Genomic DNA, 16,028 nt, shown 5'->3' with positions numbered 1-16,028 from the left:
CTTGACAGCATTGCTGCCATAAACACTGCCTTCGATGCGCATGGTTTCTGCGCATTTCGTAGCCTGCTAATCTTTGGCGGAAAAAGCTATTTTCAACTTGTGAAACAAGACTCTAACGTCTTCGGCAACCAGATATAACGACGGAATCAGTACGAGTGTAATCAAGGTCGCAAACAAAATCCCGAAACCGATTGAAATCGCCATCGGGATCAACATTCGCGCTTGCCGGGATGTTTCCAAAATCATCGGCATTAAGCCGAAAAAAGTGGTGAGCGTGGTTAACAGTATTGGCCTGAAGCGCTGGATTCCGGCGGCTTTGATGACTTGTAAAGGTGTTTTGGCGCTGCCGATGCGATGTTCGTTCGCATAATTAATCAATACCAGCGAATCGTTGACGACGATGCCGGATAGGGCGACGATACCGAGCATGCTGAGGATACTCAGATCGTAACCCATCAACAAATGCCCTAATATTGCGCCGATGATGCCGAACGGAATGCTGACGATGACGATCAACGGCAGAATGTAGCTGCGAAACGGAATCGCCAACATCGCATAGATCGCCAACAGTGCAAAGACAAAACTGATTTTGAGACTGCTAAGATTATCGGCCATTTCGGCTTGACTCCCTTGAAAGCTATATTGCAAGCCCGGGAATTCTTCTTGCAGGCGCGGCAGTTCGGTGGCTTTGAGGTCGTTAATGATTTCACCTGCGCGGCTGCGCGGCGTGACGCCCGATTTGACTTGGATATTGCGCCGCCCGTTACGGCGGTTGATTTCGGTGTAGGCGCGGCCGCGTTCGATTTGCACGGCTTCGGTAAGCGGAATTTCGATTCCTGCCGGCGTTCGTAGTATTAGGCTTTCGACGTCTTTTAGCGACATGCGCTCGTTTTCGGGCAGCCTGACCATGATTTTGATTTCATTGCGACCGCGTTGCTGACGAAGCACTTCGGCGCCGAAAAACGCATTTCTGACTTGCCGCGCAACATCTTGTGCCGTTAGGCCCAAGCTTCTCCCTTCGGGCAACAGCGTAAAATCCAATTGTTCCTTGCCGCTGGTCAAGCCGCTGTCGACGTCATTGACGATAGGATAGGCGCTAAGCATTTGCGCAAGGCGTTTGCTTGCTTTTTCCAGGACTTGTATATCGCGGTGATTAAGTTCGACGGTGATTGCCGGGCCCCGGCTGGGACCGCCGGCGTCCGATTCGAATAAAATCGCTTCGATGCCGGCAATCTCGCCGGCCTCGATGCGCCAGCGCCGGGTAAACTGTTCGGTACTAAGAATGTCGTCGCGAACTTCGGGAGGCGCCAGATAGGTGCGTACGGTAGCCAAGTGGCTGCCGAGCGTCTGTTGTCTGTCGATTGTGCCGAGTTCGGTAAATTGCCCTTTCAGTAATAGGTCGCCGTTCGGAACGTTTGATGCAACGCGACGAGCCGCTTCCGACAGGTGTCGGGCGATGGCTTCAGTTTTTTCGGCCGGCGTTCCAAACGGCATCGTTAAAGTGACTTGTGCATAATCGGATTCGACCTTCGGAAACAAGGTCATGCCCATGCGTCCGCTAGCGGCATAGGCCAATGCTACAATCAATAATGAGAATGCCATGGCGACCGTTAGATAGCGATGCTCGAGTACGCTTTCGAGAAATGGGCCATAGCGGTGCAGCGTCCAGCGTCGAAAACCATCGCTGAAGCGTTGTTGATAATGATGGATCCGGGCTTGAAAACCTTTGCTTTTTAATGGCTTCAAGTGCCCGAGATGATTCGGTAGGATGAATAGGCTCTCGACGAGAGACAGCAAGAAAACCGTGATTACGACCAATGGAATCATAAAAAAGATTTTGCCGGTAAATCCGGGAATGAACAGCAGCGGCATGAAGGTTGCGATGTTAGTCAGGATGCTGAATGTAACCGGCATCGCCATTTCGCGGGCGCCTTGAATGGACGCCTGCAGCGGAGACAGGCCTTCCTGTCGATAATGATAGATATTTTCGCCGATGATAATCGCATCGTCGACAACAATGCCGATCGCGATGATAAACGCGAATAATGAGATCATGTTCAGCGTTACGCCGATACTGGGTAAGAATAAAAACGACCCGAGAAACGCAATAGGAATCCCCATCATGACCCAAAAAGCCAGACGTAGCTCAAGAAACAATGCTAGCAAGATAAATACCAGCGACAAACCCATGGCGCTGTTTCGCAACAAGAGGTCTATCCTTTGCGCATAATCTTCCGAGGCATCGCGCCGGACATCGGTGTAGATGCCTTCGGGTAGTTCCGGAGCAATTTTATCGAGATGGTTACGAACCGTTTCAGACACTTGTATCGGCGTTTGTTCTCCGACGCTATAGACTTGCAGCATCACGGCCGGCTTGTCATTGAAGGTCGCGTAATAATCGCTTTCATCGAAGCCGTCTGTTATTCGAGCGATGTCGCCGAGTTTAATCTGGCTTCCGTCGGAGGTGGTAATAATGGGCAGTTGACTGAATTGACGCCCGTAATCGCGGCGTTCTTTGATGCGGATCAAAATTTCGCCGCTGCCGGTTTTGACGCTGCCAGCCGGAAGATCGATGCTGGCCGATGCGATTCGTTGAGCGATGTCGCCTAACGACAAACCGTAGCGTCTCAGCATGTCCTGCGGAATTTCGACTGCGATTTCGAGCGGTTTGACCCCTTCGAGATCGATTTGGGTGATGCCCGGGTCTTGCAGGAGTTGATCGCGGAGTTGTTCGGCCAATTCGTGTAAAACGGTATCTTCCGCGTCTCCGTATAATGCAACTGAGATTACTCGACGCTTGCTGGCGATCAAGGTTATTTGCGGTTTTTCGGCATCGATCGGGAAAGTCGTAATGCGGTCGATTTCTTTTTGAATGTCTTGTGTAAACTTTTGCATGTCGGTACCGCGGAGCGCTTCGACGGTAACCGAGCCGGCGTTTTCTTTTGCCGATGAAGTGATTTGTTTGATGCCGTCCAAGCCGCCCACCGCGTCTTCGATCGCGAGGACAATGCCGCGTTCGACCTCTTCCGGGCTGGCGCCCGGATAAGTGACACTGATACTGACGCTGTCGATTTCAAAGTCAGGGAATACTTCTTGGCGGATATTGTTTAGAAACAGCAGTCCTCCGATGATGAAGACGACCATTGCGAGATTGGCCGCGACCGAATGACCTGCCATCCATGCAATGGGACCGGTGTGGCTTGGGTCTTGATGTGACTGCATGATGCTTACCTAGCGGATGAAGTGCGGTCGGTTTCGGTGGTGCGAATACGCATGCCTTGAACCGGTGTGGAAAGATCGCTGACGATGATGCGCGGATGATCGGGTAGTTCCGAGGCATGCAAATAAACGACGCCTTGTTCGGTCCAGACGGGGGTGATTTTGACGATGTCCAGTGTGTCTTGTTCGTTCATTAGCCAGAGCCGGTTGCCGTCGTGCAAGGCGGTTTCCGGGACAGGAAGTACGTCGACGAGGGTTTTTCCGGTAATTGCCGCGCGAACCAATGTACCTAACATCATACGCGGCGCGTCTTTCTTGGCCGGCGTCAGGGCGAGCGGGTCTTCGACTTCGACCAATAATTTGGCCATGCGGCCTTCGGGTTCGACTTCGGCTTTCAGACGTTTGACGGCACCGATTCTGAATGCATCGGGTCCCCAAGCTCTTTCGTAACTGATCGTGACCGGCGAGCCTTGATCGCTGTTGAAACCGGGAATCGTGATCCATCGTAATTTGTCGAGCGGCAGCGAAACGTCGATCCAAAAATAATCGGTTGCAACCAATTGTACGAGCGGCGTGCCGGTCGAGAAGGTCGATACCCAGGAACCGATATTGGCGTTGCGGGCCGTGACGACCGCGTTGAACGGCGCGATCGTGCGGGTGCGTTCGAGATCCAACTTGGCTTGTTCCAGCGACGCTTCGGCGGCATTTAACGATGCCTTGGCGGCTTCAAGATGGGGTTTTCTTTGGACCAGTTCTTGAGCCAGTTCGTCCAATTCCTGGCCGAGCAATTGATATTCGCGTTGCGCGATCGCTTGTTGGCCCAATTCCATTTTTAGGTTGAAACGGGCTTGGGTGAGATCGCTTTGCGCTCTGCGTACGCGTAATTCGTAGTCGGTCGGGTCGAGCCGGACGATTTCTTCGTCCTTTTTCAACAAGCCGCCTTCGATGAACTGGTCGCTGACCGAAACGACCATGCCGTCGACACGCGAATTAAGATTGACGCTTTGTGCCGGGATTACATTGCCGAGCGCGAAAACGGTGGTTTGATGATCGATGGCTTGCGGCGTGATGATTTCGACTAATGGCGCCACGGCCGTAACGGGGGCGCGGACCGCGCGGGGTTTATTGCTTAGCCAATAATAAGACAGTGCCCCGGCAAATGTGATGATTGCCAGCGAAATCAGCAGTGTGGCGAATTTCTTGAAGGGATTAGTCATAGATATCGTTCCTGTTCGAAACCGGTTCGGTAAGCGGCCAACCGCCCGCAAGCGACCGGTAGAGTTGAATTCTGAAATCGATCAATTCGCGTTCGGCGCGAATGAGTGTGCGCTGCATCGCTTGTAAGCTGTTCAATGTCGACAGTACCCGCAAAAAATCGAAAATCCCATAGGCGGACCGGATGCGGATGTTCTCATTGGCTTCGTTCAGATAGCGCAGTTGATCTTTGAGGCTGTCGAGTCGCTCGTGCTGGCGCGTTTCCTGTGCCAAGGCGTTTTCGACTTCCTGCAACGATTGCAAGACGCTCTGACCGTAGAGATTCAGTGCTTCTTCTGTTGCAGCCTCGGTGCGCCGGACTTCCGCCACCCGGCGTCCGCCGTCGATCAAGGGCAGCACCAGATTGCCCGCTAGCGTTGCCATCCAATTATTGAAGAAGGCTTGTAAGTCCGGCGCCGAGGTGTCGAGGCTGGCCGATAAGCCGAGTTTCGGAAAGCGGTCGGCCACGGCCGCGGCAATACGAAGATCGGCCGCTTGCAGGCGATAATAGGCCTTCATGACATCGGGGCGGCGTTGAATCAAATCCGAGGTCAAACCGGTTTTGGGGAGACCTGCGAGTTCGGGAAAACGATCGCCGGCGACAATGTCCAACGTGCCGGGGGCTTGTCCGGTCAAGACCGCGAGTTGATTTTTTAATACCTCGATATTCGCGAGCACTGTATAGCGGTCGCCGACCACGCCTTCAAGCAATTGCCGTTGTTGAAATACGTCGGCGGCAGTTGCTTGGCCGCCTCTGAATCGGACTTCGACTAAGTCCGCGTATTGCTTATTGACTTCGATTTGTTCGTTCAATAAGTCCAGCTGTAGTTTTTGTTCGGTCAATAGATACCAAATACGCGCTATCTCGGCCGACAAGGCAATCGCGGCGGTATGGATGTCTTGTTCGGCGGCTTTGATTTCCTGTTCGGCCGCATAAGTACCGGCGCGGATTCGGCCCCATAGGTCGACTTCATAACTGGCGATCAAGCCCAGCGAAAAGTTGTCGAAAGTCAGCGAACCGGTATTGGCGTTGTCTTCGATCAAGCGATTTGCGTTAGTCGTAGCATTAACGGCGGGGATTAATTCGGCCCCGGCTTTGCGAGCTTCGGCTTCGGCTTGTTTGAGCCTTTCGAATGCCGCGGTTAGATCGAGATTTTGCTGAAGCGCCGTATCGATCAGAGTATTCAACGCAGGATCGTTAAAGTTAAGCCACCAGCGGTCTTGAAGGGATTCTCCGCCGGTAATCGAGAAGGTTTCCGGGACTGGAATCGGCGGATTGAATTCTTTGATGTCAATACTGCATGCGCTGAGAAAAAAGAAGATGAGTAAAACCGAAGGATTTATGACTCGCATGTCTCGTCTCCACGGCTTGGTTCGAGACGGTCGCGCAGTGCTTTAATTCCGGCTAATGAAAAATGCACGACATGATCGGCAAAGGCTGCCGGGTTCTCCAATTCCGGAGTGTGTTTTCGTGTCGGAAAGTGGCTTTGCATGTGTTTGACTTTCAGGAGATGAAAGCATTGGCCGATGATGCTGGCATGACAAAAATGAATCGTTCGTTCATCCGCACTAGGTCCCAAGCATTCGGAAATGAGTTCAAGCATGGCTTGGCGCTGCGGATTGATTTCTTTTTCGAGGATTTCCGGCAGCAACGAGGTCGGTTGCGCCATTTCTTTGTTGATGATCGCGAAAAAATGCGAATCGTCGTCGGCGATGCGGGCGATCAAAGAGCGAATGCGGCCCGCTAGGCGTTTTTCGGGGGAAGCACTGGGCGCAACGCCGCCATCCGACGGGTAAATTTCAAGGTCCTTGAGAAACGCATGGCGCCAGGCTTCGAGATAAAGACTTTCCTTATCTCGAAAATGATAATTGACCGAAGCGATATTAGTTTGGGCTTGTTCGCAGATTTCGGCAATGGTTGCTTCCTGAAAACCTTTTTCGGCAAAAATTTGGCTGGCCGCGATAATTAAGCGGGTTCGAGTTTTTAACGGTTTGGCTGTAGGTTCGGGCATCGCGGGTTAGATATTCAAAAGCAAATTTCAAATATACATTTAAATTATTCATTAGACAAATTTCAGTCTTGTTCAGTGACGCAGGAACCTGAGCGACTGGCCCAAGTGTTTTGATCTACGAACTTTGACCGTAACGTTCATGAAGGTCTAGCCATCGCCCCGGCAAATGAAAGTGCGAGGGATGGCTGGGTGCGGTCACTCGCCCGACAGGACGCCGTAAATACGTCCATGTAGGCTCGGCGGCGGCTCCCTGCCGCCGACGCCTGTCAGTCGAGCAACCGCACCCGCTTCGGTTCGCTTACTTTCACAGTAATGCCCGAAACAGCGTGCTTTATGGAGATTCGTGACTGGATTAAACAGGATTTTCTTATCCTGAAATTTGACTAGCGAGGGTGTATGGGGTTGATAGAGGCTATGGGGGAAATCAGGCTATAACTTCAGTGGCTTTTCGATCAGTGAATTGATAATTAATGCTCAGGCAGTGATCTAGCCATTTCAGCAAAAAATAATTTAATTGCCATTTATAATTCAAGATTTCAGAGATCTTGCCGGGGTCTTTGTAGACGCGCGAGACGTCTGATCTGGCATGATCGCGCAATACTTCGACGAGTTCCGCGTCCAAATATACGCGGACTGTGACATCCGGCACCCATAAATCGTTGGGTAATTGATCGAATCGATGGCTGAGTTTTACAGTAAGAGTGTGTGCCGAGCGCTCGAGCACCTCAAGCTGCAGGTCGGGCTTTTGCGACGCTTTTCCGACAGCCGATTGTGCCAGATTTCTGATGTTCGGAATTAAGCTTAACAACTTTCGGTAATTAGAGGCACAAATGGCTTCCAAGCACGCCGCTTTGTTTTGCGGATGAATTCTGCTCATGATAGATCAGTCTTCCCGATAACAGGCATGAGCGCTTGCGGTTTCCCATAAGGTCACTTGATCGACATCGAACCCTTGTTCTTTAATATGTTGATAAATCATTTGACTCAGTACTTCCGCGGTCGGATGCTCGTCCAGAGCCATGAATCGCTCTTGGGTTTCGGTTAAGTACGGAATAATCGGGTCGTTTTTATGCAATAGAAAATTATGATCCAAATGTTCGTTGATATAGTCTTCGACACACGCTTTTATGTCCGAAAAGTCACAAACCATACCTTGCTCGTTAAGATGTTCTTGTTTAATCGTGATAGCAGCCTTAACGCTGTGTCCGTGAAGATGACGGCACTTGCCGGGGTGGTTCATCAGTCTATGTCCATAGCAAAAATAGACTTCCTTAGTAATCGTATACATGAGTTAGCAATCTCGGCCGATTTGGAATAATGTAAGTTAATGCCCTTTAATGCTCTTGATTGCGGCGGCAATTTCGTAGCGGCCATTATCTTGTTTTGTCGTTCTGACGACTTCGATATATGCGGTCATGGGAGGAGTGATTGTGTTTTTGGGCGTAATATTAACCTCCATTGCGCTTCCGGGATCGAAGGATTGATCGGCAATGAAGGAGACACCAGAACCGCTAATGGATGTACAAATTCCGGAATGACTTTCGCTTGCATCGGCTAACTTGTAGGTGAGTTCGCAATCGACGCTCATTCGGATGTAATTACGTTTTTCATCGTATTCCAGCATGTCAACTCTCTTCTTTATAATTGGATAAATTGTTTTTCCGTGAATGGCAGTGCCCGTGTTTGCTTTCAGACTGTTTGCGCGAAGTTTACTATAAATAAAATGCTTGTTCATGAAAATTACCTTGAAAGTTGCGTAACTTCATATTATGAGATTCTGTTTCGGCATTGTTTTCCGGTTTTATAAAGATAGTGTTGGAAATCTTTGGTTTTTTGTTAAGGATTTGGCCATAAAATAACTTTTCTTTTTTCAATTCCGTGTCGATGGTTGAAAGGAGATCGATGTGTTGGAAAGATATTATTATTTTGATTATTTTCTAAATTCCTTGTTTCACAGACATAAGATCTGCTTTCACTGTTAGCGCGAACATAGTCTTTTCAAGGGGGGCGCAAAGTTCTCGCATGTTTTGAATGTAGAAGACTGAACAATTAGGTCTCATTTGTGCGTAAAAGTTTTCGCATAGACTATGGCTATTGATTGTAAATCATGTAATATTTTGCAGATTTTAACGATGTGAACCCCGTCAGGGTTTTGGGGATTAATTTATAATGACAAAAGCGACCGTTTTAACCGGTATCACGACCACCGGTACTCCTCATTTGGGAAATTATGTAGGCGCGATCAGGCCTGCTATTGCCGCCAGTAAAGATGCAAACGTGAGTCCATTTTATTTTTTGGCCGATTACCATGCCTTGATCAAATGTCAGGATCCGGAAAAAGTCAGACAATCGAGTCTTGAAATCGCGGCGACTTGGTTGGCGCTCGGCTTGGATACGTCGAATGCGGTGTTTTACCGGCAATCCGATGTGCCGGAAATTACCGAGTTGGCTTGGATGTTGACTTGTGTTACGGCAAAGGGGCTCATGAATAGGGCGCATGCTTATAAGGCAGCGGTTGCCGAAAATGAACAAGGCGGCGAAAACGATCCCGACAAAGGCATTACGATGGGCTTGTTCAGTTATCCGATTCTGATGGCGGCCGACATTTTGATATTCAATGCACACAAGGTTCCTGTAGGCAAGGATCAGATTCAGCATATCGAAATGGCGCGTGATATCGCTGGACGTTTCAATCATATTTATGGCGAACATTTTGTCATCCCGGATGCGGTTGTGACCGAAAATGCCGCGACGCTAGCTGGTTTAGACGGGCGGAAAATGAGTAAGAGTTATAACAATACGATTCCGTTATTCGAACCCGAGAAGAAACTCAGAAAACTGATAAACAAGATCAAGACCAATTCTTTGGAGCCGGGCGAGCCGAAAGATCCCGATGGCTGCACCTTGTTTGGAATTTATCAGGCTTTTGCCCGGCCTTCGGAAGTCGATGAAGTTCGAAAGCTCTATGCGGACGGTATTGCTTGGGGTGAAATGAAAAAGTTGTTGTTCGAATATATCAACGACCATATTGCTCCGGCCCGAGAGCGTTATGAAGCCTTATTACAGGCGCCTGAGCATATTGAAAACGAATTACAGGAAGGCGCTAAAAAGGCCCGCGAGATTAGCGTGCCTTTTATGAAACAATTGAGAGAGGCAGTTGGGATTTCTCGTATCGGTGCTTAGGAATATTCACAATATATACTCATCGTAGATGAGAATTCGGCCTCGGGGTGCTCGTTAAAGGACGCCGTAAATACGTCCATGTAGGCTCTATGCCAGCTCCATGCTGGCAAAGCCTTTATGAACGCTATGGATGGCGTGAATGTCGATTTTGCAGGAGCGAAAATCGACCGGACACCACGAGGCCTCCTCCGGCACTACCGAAATTTGAAGTGCGAAAGGTATATCTTGTACGAGAATTATGTTTTTGGCTGTTCGGTTTACTCGCTTGACAAGCCCAATGCCAAAATCCAGCACCTAAATAAGCCATGGTTTTGAATCATTGCCAATGACCTATGGATTTAGGTGCTGGGTTCACGGCGCTCCACTAACACACCCCGCATGTTTAACGAAGCTCAGCGATTTTTCGGTACGAACGGAGTAAACGAGTTTTCTCAAAACTGAATCGCAGTGACTTTCTTGTTTAGGGATTCGTTGCGTCGGAACCCGTACCGATTTTCAATTAACTTCTATTTTGCAGTATTTCCCTTGACCGAAATTATGTCTGAAGAATATGTATTCGACCGCGATTACGCAACCGAAGCTTTAAAAGTATCGCCGCATTCAATACAAGCCGAGCAATCCGTACTCGGCGGTTTGATGCTGGATAACCAAACCTGGGATTCGATAGCCGATAAAGTTGTCGAAGGCGATTTTTATCGCAAAGATCATCGAATGATTTTTCGGGCCATCGAAAAATTGGCAGAAAAACAAGATCCTTTCGACGTCATTACCTTATCCGAGGCACTGGCTTCCGCCGGACAATTGAATGAGGTCGGCGGTCTGGCCTATTTAGGTACCTTGGCAAAGGATACCCCGAGTGCCGCGAATATCGTCGCTTATGCAACCATAGTTCGCGATAAGTCGGTTTTAAGGCAATTGATTCATGTCGGAACCGATATATCCGACTCGGCTTTTAGTCCGGAAGGGCGCGATACATCGGAGTTGCTCGAAAATGCCGAGCGTCAAGTATTTCAAATTGCTGAACAGCGCCAACGCGGGCAGGGCGGTTTCACGTCGATCAAGTCGTTGCTGGCGCAAGCGGTCGATAAGATCGAAATGCTTTACGAGCAGGAAGGCAATATCACCGGCGCCAGCACCGGATTCAATGATTTCGACGAAATGACCTCGGGTCTACAGCCGTCCGATTTAATTATTGTTGCTGGTCGGCCGTCAATGGGCAAAACTACGATCGCGATGAACATGGCGGAGAATGTCGCAATTAAAGGCGATAAGCCGGTTGCGGTGTTCAGTATGGAAATGCCCGGCGACTCGTTAGCGATGCGGATGATGTCCTCATTGGGGCGTATCGATCAACATAAGATCAGAACCGGTAAACTCGATGACGACGAATGGCCTCGTTTGACTTCGGCGATTAATTTATTGGCTGAAACGAAATTGTTCATCGACGATACGCCGGCTTTGACGCCGACTGAAGTCCGCTCGAGAGCGCGACGATTGATGCGCGAACATGGCCAGTTGGGTTTGATCGTATTGGATTATCTGCAATTGATGCAGTCGCCGGCCAGCGGCGATAATCGGGTTCAACAGATTTCGGATATCTCGAGGGGCTTGAAAGCCTTGGCCAAGGAGCTGAACGTGCCGGTTATCGCGCTCTCGCAGCTGAACCGTAACCTTGAGCAGCGGCCCAACAAACGGCCGGTGATGTCCGATTTGCGTGAGTCGGGAGGTATCGAACAGGATGCCGACGTGATCGTATTTGTTTATCGGGATGAGGTTTACAACCCGGATAGTCCGGAGAAAGGTGTTGCTGAAATTATCATCGGTAAACAACGTAACGGTCCGATAGGCACGGTCAGGTTGACTTTCCTCGGACAATACACTCGGTTTGAAAACTTTGCCGGAAATCCTTACGGCGGAGACGATTACGAATGACGCCGGCCGCTTATGTCAAATTGAACCTGGATGCGTTACGTCATAATTTGCATGTGGTTAGACGCTACGCGCCAGACTCGAAAGTCATGGCGGTGATTAAAGCCAATGCTTACGGGCACGGTTTGTTGCGCGTCGCAGAACGATTAACCGAAGCGGACGGCTTTGCCGTGGCCCGCGTCGACGAGGGGATCCGCTTACGCCAAGCCGGTATTTCGCATCGCATCGCGGTCATGGAAGGTTTTACGTGTTCTGAAGAATTAAACGATTTGATCGATTTCGGTTTAGATCCCTTAATTCACTCGTTCGGGCAGTTGGATATCATTGATCGAAAATTCGGCTCTATCGGGATCAATGCTTGGTTGAAAATCGATACCGGCATGAACCGTTTGGGGTTTTCGGCTGACGAGGTCGAAAAAGTTCATCAGCGTTTGAGATCGAGCTCGTTGATCAAGCAACCGGTTGGTTTTATAACCCATTTGGCAAATGCCGACCTGAGATCCGACCCAATGACATTGAAACAAATCGACTTATTTAACAGGACATTATCGGGTTTTGCAGGGCCGCGAAGTATCGCGAATTCAGCCGGGATTTTAGGTTGGCGGGAAGCTTTGACCGACTGGGTAAGACCCGGGATTATGTTGTATGGGATTTCCCCGTTTCCCGAAACGACAGGAGGTGATTTCGATTTAAAACCGGTCATGGCTTTGCATTCCCGGTTGATTGCCGTTAAATCCGTACGGCAAGGCGATACGGTGGGGTACGGCGCTACTTGGGCTTGCGACCGACCGATTACAATGGGTGTTGTCGCAATCGGTTACGGGGACGGTTATCCTCGTCATGCAAGATCCGGCACGCCGGTTCTTGTTAACGGCAGGCGTGTCCCGATGATCGGCAGGGTATCGATGGATATGATCACGGTTGATTTAAGCGGACAAAACGATGCCAAGCCCGGTGATCCGGTGACGCTATGGGGAGGGGCGTTGCCCATCGAAGAGGTAGCGTCTTGGTCGGGAACCATCCCGTACACACTGGTTTGCGGCATTACTCAGCGAGTGCAGATTGTTGAAGAGTGATCTAGGTTGAACGATTTAGTACTTCGGTACAGTTAACAATTGCCTAAAACAGACTAGACTCTGTTCTAAGTTGAAAACGTGGATGGTTTTAACTCAAACAAACACAGAGGGGAGGGATTGGTATTTTGAAAGCTGGATATACCCATCGTAGATGAAAATTCAGCCTTGGGGTGCCCGTCAAAGGACGCCGTAAACCCAGCACCTAAATTATCCAAGACAATTAACCATAGCCAATGGACTATGGAATTTAGGTGCTGGGTGAATACGTCCATGTAGGCTCTATGCCAGCTCCATGCTGGCAAAGCCTTTATGAACGCCATGGATGGCGTGAATGTCGATTTTGCATTACGCCACGGATGGCGTGTATTAGGGCAATGCAGGAGCAATTGCCGAGGAGCAAAAATCGACCTAGCATCCCAAGGCCTCCTCCGACAATGCCGAAATTTGAAGTGCGAAAGGTATAACTTAAACGATCGGTAACTTTATGATTGATTTGCACATAATTGATAATGACGAAGACATTCTGCGGTTTATCGATGATCCGAGCCTAAACATTCGAGTCGATCATGACGAAATAAAAGCCTTGATCGCGGTTGAAAGAGACAAGCCGCTTGTCGTTGTGCTTCGCTATGAACTTCGCGAACAGCAAACCGCCGAATATATTGCGTTATTGAATGCGGCGAGTCCCGATAGCAAAATAATTTTGATCGCACCTGAATTGACCGATCGCGAAGTCATCGATTGTTTGGTTTCGGGTGCCCAAGGCTATTTACAGTTTGCCGATTTGGCTAGGTTTTTTAAGAAAGCGATCAAGGTCATTCAGCAAGGAGAGGCTTGGGTATCCCGCCGTATTATCTCGTTGATGTTGGAAAAACTTCAAGGCCCGGTAACAAGGTGCAATTCGGGTAGTTTTACCTAAGGAACGAGCATGAAATAACTTAGGCAACTGTTGGAAGGGGGGGGGCTCGATTGACAGGTGTTAGCGACAGGGCAGATTTTTGCTTCTCGGCAATTTGCCCTAATACCCGCCATCCCTGGCGTTCGATTGCTGCCGTCAAGCCCCATGGAAGGGTTCACGGCCGTCCTCGATAGACACATCCCATGCCTTTTATTCTTCGACGGTTTTTCGATCAAAAGGGCGTAATTTATTTGAATTGCGCCAGCGCTAAATACGCTACTGCGATGGCCGGCGCGCAATCGGCAGCGGACATTGGCGAGGAGACCAAGGACTGTTCGAATAAATCGTTGAAATCCAGATAAGGGTGACCTAAGTTGGCGGCTAATTGTTTGACCAAAAAGCGGCCAACACCGGCGCCGACAAAAGGCTGATCTGAAGGTAAACGAATTCTGGATATTTGCCTTTCGCAGCCCATTTGTATTTTGTGCAATTGTTGGTTGCGAAGATAAAGCGCGAAATGGCGCCAGCATTCCGGCAACTCGTGTTCGACTTCATGACCGATCATACGCGATAAACGCCTGGCGCTGGCCGTAACGGTTTTTTCGCCGCCATCGGCGGTATCGTTTTGATCATGGGCTTCGTCCAGTTCGCCGGTTATGCGGTATACATCGGCCATCGTCGCGAAATACTCGGCCATCAAGCCGATTTTGACGCCTTTGAATATGGCTGTTTGCGCGATGGCCATTACCGGGGTGCGCACGACGCCGGTATAAACTAACTCTTCGGAAATGAGCCGCTTATAATCGGTAAAACCTTTGGCATTAATTTTTCCGTTTGCCATCGCAATGATATCGGTTGTGGTGCTGCCGATGTCGATAAATAATCCGCTGTCTATGTTGCGTGCGGCAAAAGATGCGCTCGCCAACCAGTTCGCCGACGCGATGCTTTCGCTATGCTCAGGCAGCACCGAACCGGCTCGAATGAATCCGGACAAGCCGGCATAAATCCACAGCGGATCGCCTGGAAAGTAAACCGACATGGCTTCGACGATACGTTGAACCCCTTGCTCTCGGCTCTCGAAATGATCGACTAATTCCCCCGTCATCGTAATCGCATGCCGGTATCGGGCTTCCGGCAGTTCGGCGGTAACGGCTTGTACGGCTTGTTGCAATTGTTCGATGCCTTGCCATAACGCGCAGGGTCGTTGAACGATTGCCAGAGCTTCGCCCAATTCGTTAATCAGCGCCGCTTTTAAATGGGCGCCGCCGATATCCCAGCCGATAATGTTAGTTTGCATAGGTTTCGTCTCCGTCGATGAGTAGATTGATGCTTCGATTGATAATGGGACTCACGCTTGGTTGGTTTTGCGGCATTCGCAAAACCTCTGCCGCGACATTGATTCCCAAGGCCTCTCGTATCCCCGCGTAAGACGTTGTCAAACGCGGATTGATTTCCAATACCGCAATGTATTCAGGTGTTTCTATGATATCGATGCCGGCATAACCGGATAAGCCCGGCAACGCATGTGCGACACGGTTGACCAGGACTTGATAGTTTTCTTTGACGCCGGGTTCGTTGACCCGGCAAGCGTTCAACTTAAATCGGCAGTCCTTGATTTCGATTCGTTGCACATTATGGCACAAGAGCCACCCTTTGCCATGGTTGAATAAACAACTCAAACTAGCCGGCGTCCCGTCGATGTAAGGCTGAACAATATAAGGTTCTTCACCGAGTTGCGGCCTGACGAGCGCCCAATCCTCGGCGTTATCGACTCGGAATGTTCGTTCGCAACCCATGCCGTCTACCGGTTTGATTACTTGTCTACCGATCGGTTGGAAGCGATGCGGAATGAATGGTTCCGATGGCACGGTTTCGATCCGGTGTTGTGTCAGATAACGAAATGTTTCGAGCTTATTCGAGGTGATTGCGACGGCTTCGGACGAAGATGACAGCAGTCTTTTCCCAAGGCGTTCGATCATGCGCGTTAAGTCGAACAAAATATTGTTTATTTCGGGAGCGACCGACCAAACCGCATCACAACGCACGACTTGTTTTTGAAATGTTTCGAGTACCGATTGATGCGCATCAATCGGCACAATTTCGATAGCTCCGGCATATTCCGATATTGAGTCGGCAAATCGAGTATCGAGCATCACTATCAACTTGATATCGGCTATTTCCGATAAATCCTGTAATAAAGCCTTCAGCATCAACAGGCCTTCCGTGGCGAGCGTATCGGGAATGCGTTCGCGGTTAAAGCCGCCGCCGGTAACATATTCAAAAACGAGTATTTTCATTGCGCACAGTATAATACATACTATTTCTTATAAACTCAGGTAACTATTCAGCGCATGCGGTAGGTTGGTGTCAGGCATTGATTTCTAAGGGCGCGTGAACCCAGCACCTAAATAATCCAAAATTGTTTATCATAGCAAATGGATTATGGTATTTAGGTGC

General features: G+C 49.6%; 13 protein-coding genes. 4 read left to right on the top strand and 9 right to left on the bottom strand.

The window, feature by feature from the left end; genetic code table 11:
* Positions 1-66: 66 nt before the first annotated feature.
* The 7 genes from MEALZ_RS11955 to MEALZ_RS11925 form a co-directional block, all read right to left on the bottom strand.
* Positions 67-3,222, bottom strand: coding sequence for an efflux RND transporter permease subunit (locus tag MEALZ_RS11955; protein WP_014148901.1), 3,156 nt, complete (start codon positions 3,220-3,222; stop codon positions 67-69).
* Positions 3,223-3,227: 5 nt separating this feature from the next.
* Complete coding sequence (locus tag MEALZ_RS11950; RefSeq protein ID WP_014148900.1) at positions 3,228-4,436, bottom strand: efflux RND transporter periplasmic adaptor subunit; 1,209 nt, start codon at positions 4,434-4,436, stop codon at positions 3,228-3,230.
* Complete coding sequence (locus tag MEALZ_RS11945; RefSeq protein WP_014148899.1) at positions 4,429-5,826, bottom strand: efflux transporter outer membrane subunit; 1,398 nt, start codon at positions 5,824-5,826, stop codon at positions 4,429-4,431. Before MEALZ_RS11945 ends, MEALZ_RS11950 begins: the two co-directional genes overlap by 8 nt.
* On the bottom strand, positions 5,814-6,485 hold the full coding sequence (locus tag MEALZ_RS11940; protein WP_014148898.1) for a CerR family C-terminal domain-containing protein: 672 nt from the start codon (positions 6,483-6,485) through the stop codon (positions 5,814-5,816). Before MEALZ_RS11940 ends, MEALZ_RS11945 begins: the two co-directional genes overlap by 13 nt.
* 424 nt (positions 6,486-6,909) lie before the next feature.
* On the bottom strand, positions 6,910-7,362 hold the full coding sequence (locus MEALZ_RS11935) for a DUF1249 domain-containing protein (RefSeq protein WP_014148897.1): 453 nt from the start codon (positions 7,360-7,362) through the stop codon (positions 6,910-6,912).
* Positions 7,363-7,368: 6 nt separating this feature from the next.
* Complete coding sequence (locus tag MEALZ_RS11930) at positions 7,369-7,773, bottom strand: 6-pyruvoyl trahydropterin synthase family protein (RefSeq protein WP_014148896.1); 405 nt, start codon at positions 7,771-7,773, stop codon at positions 7,369-7,371.
* 36 nt (positions 7,774-7,809) lie between these two features.
* Positions 7,810-8,220 carry a PilZ domain-containing protein gene (locus tag MEALZ_RS11925; RefSeq protein ID WP_223842299.1) on the bottom strand — a complete coding sequence of 137 codons (411 nt, stop codon included), beginning with the start codon at positions 8,218-8,220 and terminating at the stop codon, positions 7,810-7,812.
* 434 nt (positions 8,221-8,654) lie between these two features.
* On the opposite strand from MEALZ_RS11925, the gene MEALZ_RS11920 reads away from it, so the two are divergent.
* From MEALZ_RS11920 to MEALZ_RS11905, 4 genes are all read left to right on the top strand, one after another.
* Complete coding sequence (locus MEALZ_RS11920; RefSeq protein ID WP_014148894.1) at positions 8,655-9,668, top strand: tryptophan--tRNA ligase; 1,014 nt, start codon at positions 8,655-8,657, stop codon at positions 9,666-9,668.
* A 537-nt stretch (positions 9,669-10,205) separates the two neighbouring features.
* Positions 10,206-11,600, top strand: coding sequence for a replicative DNA helicase (gene dnaB, locus MEALZ_RS11915; protein WP_046061130.1), 1,395 nt, complete (start codon positions 10,206-10,208; stop codon positions 11,598-11,600).
* Positions 11,597-12,673: an alanine racemase gene (alr, locus tag MEALZ_RS11910; protein WP_014148892.1), complete on the top strand. Its 1,077-nt coding sequence runs from the start codon at positions 11,597-11,599 to the stop codon at positions 12,671-12,673. The genes dnaB and alr overlap by 4 nt, the downstream gene beginning before the upstream one ends.
* Positions 12,674-13,157: 484 nt before the next feature.
* Positions 13,158-13,592, top strand: a complete 435-nt coding sequence (locus MEALZ_RS11905) for a DNA-binding transcriptional response regulator (RefSeq protein ID WP_014148891.1) — start codon at positions 13,158-13,160, stop codon at positions 13,590-13,592.
* Positions 13,593-13,818: 226 nt separating this feature from the next.
* On the opposite strand, the gene MEALZ_RS11900 is transcribed toward MEALZ_RS11905, so the two are convergent.
* Both MEALZ_RS11900 and MEALZ_RS11895 read right to left on the bottom strand, forming a co-directional pair.
* On the bottom strand, positions 13,819-14,868 hold the full coding sequence (locus MEALZ_RS11900; protein WP_014148890.1) for a hydantoinase/oxoprolinase family protein: 1,050 nt from the start codon (positions 14,866-14,868) through the stop codon (positions 13,819-13,821).
* Positions 14,858-15,868, bottom strand: coding sequence for an ATP-grasp domain-containing protein (locus MEALZ_RS11895; protein ID WP_014148889.1), 1,011 nt, complete (start codon positions 15,866-15,868; stop codon positions 14,858-14,860). The genes MEALZ_RS11900 and MEALZ_RS11895 overlap by 11 nt, the downstream gene beginning before the upstream one ends.
* Positions 15,869-16,028 lie beyond the last annotated feature (160 nt).

Origin of the sequence: Methylotuvimicrobium alcaliphilum 20Z (assembly GCF_000968535.2) — a bacterium.
Lineage (GTDB): Bacteria > Pseudomonadota > Gammaproteobacteria > Methylococcales > Methylomonadaceae > Methylotuvimicrobium > Methylotuvimicrobium alcaliphilum.
This window is presented reverse-complemented; position numbering and strand designations above follow the sequence as displayed.